Source organism: Thermodesulfobacteriota bacterium, from assembly GCA_036482575.1.
GTDB lineage: Bacteria > Desulfobacterota > GWC2-55-46 > GWC2-55-46 > JAUVFY01 > JAZGJJ01.
In genome coordinates this window covers 1-9,229 of the sequence record JAZGJJ010000055.1, presented here as the reverse complement: position 1 = coordinate 9,229, position 9,229 = coordinate 1, and the positions used below count along the sequence as shown (strand labels likewise).

Sequence of the window (9,229 nt, the reverse complement as noted above, 5' to 3'; positions counted from 1 at the left end):
TCCACCCCTTCGCCCCCCTCCCCCCCTTCGCCAACCATGAACCTCGCAAAACGTTTGACCTGTATGTTCTCGCCGAGCTTCGCTATGGCCTCTTTGACCAACCCCTCGATGTTCAGGTCCGGGTTCTTCACGAAGGTCTGCTCAAGGAGGCATACGTCCTTGAAGAACTTCTCGATTTTACCGTCTACTATCTTCTCGATGATCTTGTCCGGCTTGCCGCTCTCCCTTGCCTGGGCCCTGTATATGTTCCTCTCTTTTCCCAGCATGTCGGTCGGGACCTCGTCCCTTTCGACGTAGAGCGGGCCCATTGCGGCTATATGCATGGCGATGTCCCTTGTGAAAGCCCGGTACTCGTCGGTCCTCGCCACGAAGTCCGTCTCGCAGTTAGTCTCGACGAGCACGCCCACCCTTCCACCCGGGTGGATGTATGAAAGGACCAGCCCTTCGCTTGTAGCCCTTCCGGCCTTTTTCTGCGCTGCGGCAAGCCCCTTCTCCCTCAGGTAGGTTGTGGCCGCGCTGATGTCTCCTTCGGACTCGGCCAGGGCCCTCTTGCAGTCCATAATGCCTACCCCGGTCTTCTCCCGGAGTTCCCTGACAAGTCCGGCTGATATTTCCATTTAAAGCAGTACCTCCGCTTTCCTTATCGATAGTTGCGGCAACAGATTTCCGGCTATCCGCCGGACACCTCACCGGCCTTTGCCGCCAGCTTATCAGGTTCCTCCGCCGGCGCCGCCTTGGTTGCCGCCTTCTCTTCCGGTGCACTCTTTTTTTCCATCTTTTCCTTTTTTTCCATCTTTTCCGCCTCTTCAACGGCCTGCTGCTCGGCGGCCTCCTCGGCCGCGGCGGCAGCCTCCTCCGCCGCCTTGTCGGAGGCGGCCTGCAGTTTCTCCTGGTGGAGGGCCTTACCTTCCAGGCAGGCGTCAGCCACGGCGGACGTAAAGAGCCTTATCGCCTTTATGGCGTCGTCGTTGCCCGGTATTACGTAGTCCACGGCGTCCGGGTCGCAGTTGGTATCGACGATGGCGAACACGGGGATCCCGAGTTTGCGGGCCTCGCGCACGGCTATCGCCTCCTTCCTGGAGTCGACCACGAACATAGCCACGGGCGGGCGGTCCATGTCGCGAATGCCCCCGAGGTTCTTCTCAAGCCTTAGCCTCTCCCTCTCGAGCCTCACGCCCTCCTTCTTTATAACCCCCGTGTAGCCCTCTTCCCCCTTGAGTTCCTCGAGCTCCTTCAGTCTCTTTATGCTTTTCTTTATGGTAGAGAAGTTGGTCAGAAGCCCCCCTAACCATCTCTGGTTTACGTAGTCCATTCCGCACCGCGCCGACTCTTCCTCGATCGAGGCCTGGGCCTGCTTCTTGGTGCCTACGAAAAGCACCCTGCCCCCCCCATTGGCTACGATGTTCCTGATGAGGTCGTAAGAGGACCTGAACATCTTCACGGTCTGCTGGAGGTCTATGATGTATATCCCGTTACGCGCGCCGAAGATATAGGTCTTCATCTTCGGGTTCCACCTCTTGGTCTGGTGGCCGAAGTGTACACCGGACTCAAGAAGCTGTTTCATTGTAAGATAAGCCATTTTCTCTCCCCTCTCGTTTTGGTTTTTCACCTCCGCACCTTTTAACCCGACCGGAATCCACCCTTCCCGTAAGGGCGGACACCACCAGACGGAACCGGTGCGTGCGTAGTTAAGACTATAAATTTACCATAACCGGGGGGGGCTTGCAAGAATAAAAGTGTAGGCATGCGGCACCGTATATGCGGCCGGTTTGACGGACGAGCTTGAAATCTGCTAAACTCTGAAATCAATGGAGCATAGCGCGCACGATAAGATAAAGACCCTTAGAGAGAACCTCGAAAAGGTAGTCCGGGGCAAAAAAGGGGTCATAGACTTGGCGATAGCCACGCTCCTTGCCCGCGGGCACCTCTTGATCGAGGACGCGCCCGGCGTGGGGAAGACCACCCTCGCCCACGCGCTCGCAAGAAGTATCAGCTGCTCCTTCCAGCGCATACAGTTCACCAGCGACCTCCTGCCCTCCGACGTGCTGGGCGTGACCATCTACAACCAGGCCAAGCTCAGCTTCGAGTTCAAGCCGGGCCCCATATTCGCGAACATAGTGCTGGCCGACGAAATAAACAGGGCCACCCCGAAGACCCAGAGCGCGCTGCTCGAAGCCATGAACGACAGGCAGGTGTCGGTGGAGAAGGAGACCCTTCCCCTGCCCTCGCCTTTCATGCTCCTTGCCACCCAGAACCCGCTCGAGTACTCCGGCACCTTCCCGCTGCCCGAGTCCCAGCTCGACAGGTTCACCATGCGCATAAAGATAGGCTACCCGGACGAGGCGGTCGAGCGCGAGATAATCCAGTCCCCCCCCGACGCCCTGCTCCCTGAAAATCTGAGCCCGGTCGTCTCCGCCGGGGAGGTCATAAGGCTCCAGGAGCAAGTGGATAAGGTCCGGGTGGAGGAAGAGCTCGTAAACTACATAATAAAGATAGCCGCGATCACCCGGAAGCGGAAGAGCCTCCGGCTCGGCGTGAGCCCGCGCGGCACCATGTGCCTTTACAGGGCCGCCCAGGCCATGGCGATGGTCGAGGGAAGAGACTACTGCATCCCCGACGACATAAAAAGACTCGCCGTGCCGGTATTCGCCCACAGGGTTATACCCGTTGAGTACGGAATGGAGGGGGACGCCGGGGATACGGACGTCCTCATGGAAGAGGTCCTCAAAGGTGTGCGCGTTCCCATCTGAAAGTACAGTAACTCTCCGTAAACGGCCGTCATGAGCATAGGACCCGTACTATCCGCCCCCCTCCCCTGGCTTACCATGCTGGCCGGGAGGCTCTTCGGCAAGCCCCCGGCCCCCCCGACCAGCGCCCCGAAAAGACGTCCCTTCTGGAAACTCCCCCGCAGCATCTCCTTCACCAGGGAGGGGTGGCGCTTCATTGCGGTGCTGCTCCTCATAGGTGCCGCGGCCATAAACACCGGCAACAACCTCCTCTACCTCGTCGTGGCCATGCTCCTCTCGCTTATCATAATCTCCGGCATAATGAGCGAAAGTACGCTCAGGAAAGTACGGGTAAGGCGGGAGCTGCCCCGGCGCGTATTCAAAGGCAAGCCCGCAGTGGTAGACCTCCATGTAAAAAATGAAAAGAGGCTCTTCGCCTCGTACTCCCTCTTGCTGGCCGAGTCCGCGGCTCCGGAGGTCCGGAGCGAGACGGCGTACCTCCTGAAACTTTCCGCCGGGGAGGAGACGGTGTGCCGGTCAAAGTATACCTTCCGTACCAGAGGAGTCCACAGGCTCGGAGGGGTCGGGCTCAGGACGCGCTTTCCTTTCGGCCTCTTCCTCAAGGGGAGGACGGAGTGGGTGGAAGACGAGGTGATAGTATACCCGGCCGCGAACCCCATAAGGCTCAGGGGCCGCGACGGGGGGGCGCTAACGGGCGCGGCGCAGACCGTGGCCAGGGGGGGGGGGACTCCCGACAGCGGACAGCTCTACAGCCTCAGGGACTATACCTTCATGGACGACGCGAGGCTCATACACTGGAGGTCTACCGCGAGGACGCTGAAACTCATGCGGCGGGAGTTCGAAAAGGAAACCGAGCGGAGACTCTTCATCGTATTCGACAACTACAGGGACGAGGACCCGGAGGTGTTCGAGCGGGCGGTGGAGGAGGCCGCCTCCGCGGCCAGGTACTTTATCGAGGAGGGAGCGGCGGTGGGGCTCCGGACCCTCACGCGTGAGCTCCGGCCAGCGGCGGGGAGAGAGCAGCTTATGCGTATACTGCACACGCTTGCGCTGATTGAACCCGCAGAAGGCGAAGGGGCCCCGTCGGTGCGGACCGTGACATGAGCTTCTCTACCTACACCATCACCGTAACATATCTCATGGCCGCCATCGGCCTCTCGGCGATATGCCTGGTCGAGAACATCAGCGCGGCATTCATAGCGTTCGTCGGCGCGGCCATGGCGGTAAGTCTCATCCTGAACACAAGGAAACCCGTCGCCTTCCCACCGGCCCTCTGGACCCTGCTTGCCGTTCTCGTTTTCGCCCTCTTCCTTATGGATTACCTCATGGTCTCGGGCAGGCTTATAGACGCCTCGGCGAGGTTCCTCACCGTGTTCGTGGCCTTCAAGCTCTTCGACCTGAAGGAGACCAGGGACCACGTAATACTCTACTCCCTGGTCTTCTTCCAGATACTGGCCGCCGCGGCCTCGACCGTAAGCCCGCTCTTCTTCCTGCTGCTGGCGGCCTTCGTCATGTGCGCGATATGGGCCATGATAATCTTTACCGTGAAGAGGGAGTTCGATGAGTGCTCCTCCCCGTCGGAGACCATACCCGACGGCATCTTCGGCTCTACCTTTTTCGGCTGGACGGTGGTGCTGACCGCAGTGTCGCTTGTCATTACCTTCGCCCTCTTCCTCATAATCCCCCGGATGGGGTTGGGCTTCTTCGAGTCCAAGACACTGAATACCGTAAAGGTGGTCGGGTTCTCGGAAGGGGTGGATCTCGGCGTCCTGGGCCCGGTAAAGCTTGACTCCACCGTGGTCATGAGGGTGGAGCTTCCCGGAAGGTCTGAGGAGCCTCCGGGCCCGCTCTACTTCAGGGGCACCGCGCTCGACCGCTACGAAGGGGACGGCTGGACGAGGACCATTGGTGAGAGGGAGGTAAGAGGCGGCGCGGGTGGTAACTTCATTATAATGAACGCGGCCGGTCCTTTACTGGAGCAGAAGATAATGCTGGAGCCGCTCGAGACCGAAGTGCTCTTCGCCGCCTCCAGGGGGGTGGTACTCTCCGGCGGCTTCCCAAGGCTCTGGACCGACGCCACGGGATCTATATACCTCGCCGCCCCGCCCTACTCCAGAATAGAGTACACCGCCTGGTCGAGGCTCGCTCCGGGAGGGACCTCGATGGACAGACCCCCGTCCGAGGAGGAAATCGCCCTTTATTTGCAGTTGCCGTCCACGCCCGACCTTCCCGCGCTAAAGACCCTCGCCGACGACCTCACAGGGGGGAATGGAAAAAACTCCGTCCTCGCAAGGGTAATGACAATCGAAAGCCACCTTAAGAGCAACTACCGCTATACGCTCAGCCCGGCAAGGGGCGCCGGCAGGACCCCGATAGAGGACTTCCTCTTCTTCACACGGGAGGGTTATTGCGAGCACTACGCCACGGCCATGGTGCTGCTCCTCAGATCGGTCGGCATCCCGGCCCGTATGGTAACGGGCTTTCTCCACGGCAGATGGAACGAGTTCGGCGGCTACCTTCTCGTCCGCCAGCAGGACGCCCACACATGGGTGGAGGCGTACGTGGACGGTCTGGGGTGGGTGAGCTTCGACCCCACGCCGCCGGGGGACGCGCCGCCGGCCTCCGCGCTGTCCGGCCTGGCCTTCTATATGGACTCGCTCCGGTGGAGGTGGGCGAGGTACGTGATAAACTACAGCCTCTCGGACCAGATAGGGCTGGCGCTTACGGTTGAAAAGGAGTTTACGGGGATACGGGAGTTTTTCAGAAATGCGCTCCGGGAAGGGTGGCCGGGCGGGACTTCATTCGGGCGGCCTGTGGGAGCGGCCCTGCTGACGATGACCCTCCTCATTATTTTCTATATACTCAAGGCCTCCGGCGGCGGGAGAGTGCCGAGGGCGGGAGGGACGCCGCGCTTCTATCTCGATATGCTCTCCGCGCTCGAAAAAAAGGGACTCAATAAAGAGCCCTTCGAAACGCCGAGGGAGTTCGCGGCGCGCTCTGCCATGGCGGAGGTGACCTTAATAACAGAGGCCTTTCAGGAGGCAAGGTACGGGGGGAGAAAGCTCGTGGGGAAGGATATGACAAGGGTCAGGAGGGCACTGGCCGCCCTTAAGAAGAGCGGCGGGGCTTAACCGGGCTTGCGTTGTCTCAGGGCCCGCTCTATACTGTCAAGGAGCACCGCCACGTCCACGGGCTTGGGGATGTAGCCGTCGAAACCGCTCCCCATGAACTTTTCCTCGTCTCCCTTCATGGCCGAAGCGGTAATGGCCACGACCGGCATCCCCTCGAACCCCTCCGTATCCTTGATCGCCCTGGTAGCGGCCACACCGTCCATACCGGGCAGGTTTACGTCCATCAACACTATGTCCGGCTTACCGCTTAAGGCCATCTCAACGGCCTCTTCGCCCGTTGCCGCCTCTATGACCTCATAGCCGTGGAGGTTGAGTATCTCCTTGACGAGGATTTTGTTCATAACGTTGTCCTCGACGACCAGGACCTTTCCCTTCCTTGCGCTAACCATTGTCCAACCCCCTTATGGGCGACACTCTGTTGCCGCCGGACGAGCGCATGTCCCTTATAGCGGCTTCGAGTTCCTTCAGGACGTCGAGGCTGCCGTCCGCCGGAAGTGACGCTACGGCTATGCTTACCGTAAGCCCTTTTCCCTCCACTCCTCCGCCGGCGAAGGAGTGGGACTCGATTATCCCCCTGAGTTTTTCGGCCACCTTGTGGGCCTGTTCGCCGGTGACGCCGGGAAGGAGCATCGCTAACTCGTCATCGTCGTACTTTGCGACGAAGTCCCCCCCCCTGAGGTTTTCTTTGAAAAGGGCCCCGATCTCTCTAAGGGCGCCGCTCCCGGTGAACGCGGAAAAATCGTCTATAGCCACCAGGGAGACCGAAAAGACGTACCCGTCATCCGTCGCCTTCGACATCTCGCGGGAAAACGCCCCCTCGAAGTATCTTTTGTTGGGAAGTTTGGTGGTCCGGTCTACAAGGTCCGACCTTTCCGGGTACGCCATCTCAAGGAGCCTTATCTCCGAGAGCAGCTTCCCCCTGGAGAAGTCGGCCTTCTGCAGTATCTTCTTGACGTTTCCACCGAGCAGCTTGATGTCCTCGTTCGTTATCTCCCTCGCGGTGGAGATTATTATCGGGATATCCCCCGCTTCGGGGTGGTCTTTCAACTTATTTATTACGTCGAAGCCGCTCATGCCGGGCATCATAAGGTCGAGTATCATGATATCCGGCACCTTCTCCACGGCCAGACGTACCGCCTCCTGCCCGTCCTTCGCCTTGATCACGCCAAAACCCTCCTCCCTCAAGAGGTCGTCGAGTATCTTGAGTATCTGAGGCTCATCGTCCACTACCAGGATATTGAAGACACTCCTGCCGAGACTCTTCGTGTAACTAAGGCGCTCAAGCGCACGCAAGAGCTTCTTCTTGCTTACGGGCTTTATGAGGTAGTCCGCGGCGCCGAGGCTCAACCCGAGTTCCCTGTTGTCCGTCGCCGATACGATTATCACCGGGATATCGGCCAGCTCCGGGTCGGCCTTCATCTCCTTCAGGACCTCCCAGCCGTCCTTCCTGGGAATGGTAATACCTATGACGGCGGCAAAGGGTTTTTTCCTTTTCTCCCCGGCCTTCTTTATGAGGTCCGCTCCGTCGGGGCAGATCACGATGTCGTACCACTCGCTGGAGAGATATACCTCGATCAGCCGGTTTATATCGGAGCTCTCGGCGGCAACGAGTATGCGCGGGCGCTCCTCTCTCTTCTCCTCCGCCTCCACGGGAGCTTGCCCCGTAAGTACCGGCGCCGCCACCCTCTCGAATTCCTGTGGAAGTTTTACCGTAAAGACCGACCCGGCCCCCTCGTCGCTCTCCGCCCGTATCTCCCCCCCGTGCAGTTCCACCAGCTTCTTGGTAAGCGCGAGACCCAGCCCCGTACCGCCGTACTCCCGCGTGATGGAGGAGTCGAGCTGTTCGAACTCCAGGAAGACCCTCTTTAGATCTTCCTCCTTTATGCCTATGCCCGTATCCCTTACCGACAGGACGAGGAACCTTTTCATCTCCATGCCCCGCGGCTCTTCGACCATGTCCCAGTCCACGACGACCGAGCCGCCCTCGACGTTGAACTTTACCGCGTTGGACAATAGATTCAGCAGTATCTGCTTGAACTTGCCCCTGTCGGCCCTTATCAGCGGGGAGGCGTGCGCCTCTCTGGCGTCGAGGGTTATATGTTTTTTATGCGCGATAGGCCGTACGGTGCCCATTATCTCGCCGAGGATCTCGGAGAGAGGGAACTCCTCGTGGGAGAGCTCCATCCTGCCCACCTCTATCTTGGAGAGGTCGAGTATGTTGTTTATGAGCTGGAGGAGGTGCCCCCCGCTGGAGTGGATGAAGTTCACGTACTGCCCCTGTTTCTCGCTGAGCTTCCCGAAGGCCTTCTCCTGGAGAAGCTCGGAGAATCCTATTATGGAGTTAAGCGGCGTCCTGAGTTCGTGGCTCACGTTTGCGAGGAACTGGCTCTTCATAAGGCTGGCGCGGGCGAGGTCTTCGTTCTTCGTCTCAAGCTCCATCTTCTTGGCCTCAAGCTCCTCGTTGGCCCTCCCGAGTTCATCGGTCCTCTCCGCCACCTTCCCCTCGAGCGAGGTGTAGTACCCCTCCAGGCTGCCGGCCATTCTGTTGAACTCCTCGGCGAGGTCGCCTATTTCATCACCGGAGACGACCGGGGCCCTCTGGCTCATGTCCCCTCCGGCCATCTTCCTGGCCGAGTCTTCTATGGAGAGTATGGGCCTTACGATGGCACGCGTTAATATGTACCACATACCCGCGGCCAGGAGTATCGCCAGCACCGTTAAAGCGAGTGTTGCGTACGTGAATATCCTTATGGAATGTTCGGTCTTTTGGTAGGCCTCATACGCCGCCGCCCTCTCGTCCTTGATGACGGCTTTAAGGGTGTCGATGGCGCCGTGGAAGCTCGTCGTGCCCTTCCCCCCCAGAAGTTCGAGCGCAGGGTTCCTCTGCCCGGAGGCGGAAAGCTCGACCACCTCACCCTGGACGGCCCAGTAACCCTTTAAAAGGCCGCCGAGGTCGTCGACTCTCCCCTGCTGTTCACCGCTAAGCCCCGGCGACCGGTATTCCTCCAGGAGCCTCGCCATCTTTTTCCTGCGCTCGGCCATTGCCTCCTTCAGGAAGTACTTGGAACTCTCATCGGTTATTATGATGTGGAGGAAGAGCTCCTGGCGCTGAAAGAGGAACTCCCTCTCGACCGTGGAAAGGTTCTCGGCCCGCTGGAAGGAATCCTTATAGAGGGTTTCGGTGAAAAGCGAGACCTGTCCCATGCTGTAGAGGCCCACCCCACCCCCCACCCCCACCATTACAAGGAGCAGAAGGAATACCACCGCTATCTTGTTGGAGATGCTTAGCGCGCTGAATATACCCCGCGGCATCATTCCCCCTTCCCCCCCTCCGGCTTATCCCCGGAAGGG

General features: G+C 59.5%; 7 protein-coding genes. 3 read left to right on the top strand and 4 right to left on the bottom strand.

Annotated elements, in window-relative coordinates:
• Both tsf and rpsB read right to left on the bottom strand, forming a co-directional pair.
• The coding region (gene tsf / locus V3W31_02580) for a translation elongation factor Ts (protein ID MEE9613824.1) at positions 1–617 on the bottom strand (617 nt) is incomplete at its 3' end.
• A 53-nt stretch (positions 618–670) separates the two neighbouring features.
• Entirely contained in the window at positions 671–1,579 is a 909-nt protein-coding gene (gene rpsB / locus V3W31_02575) for a 30S ribosomal protein S2 (protein MEE9613823.1), read from the bottom strand.
• Positions 1,580–1,808: 229 nt separating this feature from the next.
• Between rpsB and V3W31_02570 the strand changes: the two genes are divergently transcribed.
• Genes V3W31_02570 through V3W31_02560 form a run of 3 tightly spaced genes read left to right on the top strand, consistent with a single transcriptional unit; the run spans position 1,809 to position 5,878 of the window.
• A complete protein-coding gene (locus V3W31_02570) occupies positions 1,809–2,750 on the top strand; it encodes a MoxR family ATPase (protein ID MEE9613822.1) in 942 nt (313 codons plus the stop codon).
• Positions 2,751–2,780: 30 nt separating this feature from the next.
• On the top strand, positions 2,781–3,851 hold the full coding sequence (locus V3W31_02565) for a DUF58 domain-containing protein (GenBank protein ID MEE9613821.1): 1,071 nt from the start codon (positions 2,781–2,783) through the stop codon (positions 3,849–3,851).
• On the top strand, positions 3,848–5,878 hold the full coding sequence (locus tag V3W31_02560) for a DUF3488 and transglutaminase-like domain-containing protein (GenBank protein ID MEE9613820.1): 2,031 nt from the start codon (positions 3,848–3,850) through the stop codon (positions 5,876–5,878). Before V3W31_02565 ends, V3W31_02560 begins: the two co-directional genes overlap by 4 nt.
• On the opposite strand, the gene V3W31_02555 is transcribed toward V3W31_02560, so the two are convergent.
• Positions 5,875–6,267 carry a response regulator gene (locus tag V3W31_02555; protein MEE9613819.1) on the bottom strand — a complete coding sequence of 131 codons (393 nt, stop codon included), beginning with the start codon at positions 6,265–6,267 and terminating at the stop codon, positions 5,875–5,877. The two genes, V3W31_02560 and V3W31_02555, sit on opposite strands and share 4 nt — an antisense overlap.
• Positions 6,260–9,193, bottom strand: a complete 2,934-nt coding sequence (locus tag V3W31_02550; protein ID MEE9613818.1) for a response regulator — start codon at positions 9,191–9,193, stop codon at positions 6,260–6,262. Before V3W31_02550 ends, V3W31_02555 begins: the two co-directional genes overlap by 8 nt.
• Between the last annotated feature and the right edge of the window lie 36 nt (positions 9,194–9,229).

Bases quoted from the DNA above. Each gene is read 5' to 3' on its own strand.
- V3W31_02550 (MEE9613818.1), bottom strand. From the start codon at position 9,193: ATGATGCCGCGGGGTATATTCAGCGCGCTAAGCATCTCCAACAAGATA.
- V3W31_02555 (MEE9613819.1), bottom strand. From the start codon at position 6,267: ATGGTTAGCGCAAGGAAGGGAAAGGTCCTGGTCGTCGAGGACAACGTT.
- V3W31_02570 (MEE9613822.1), top strand. From the start codon at position 1,809: ATGGAGCATAGCGCGCACGATAAGATAAAGACCCTTAGAGAGAACCTC.
- V3W31_02560 (MEE9613820.1), top strand. From the start codon at position 3,848: ATGAGCTTCTCTACCTACACCATCACCGTAACATATCTCATGGCCGCC.
- V3W31_02565 (MEE9613821.1), top strand. From the start codon at position 2,781: ATGAGCATAGGACCCGTACTATCCGCCCCCCTCCCCTGGCTTACCATG.
- rpsB (MEE9613823.1), bottom strand. From the start codon at position 1,579: ATGGCTTATCTTACAATGAAACAGCTTCTTGAGTCCGGTGTACACTTC.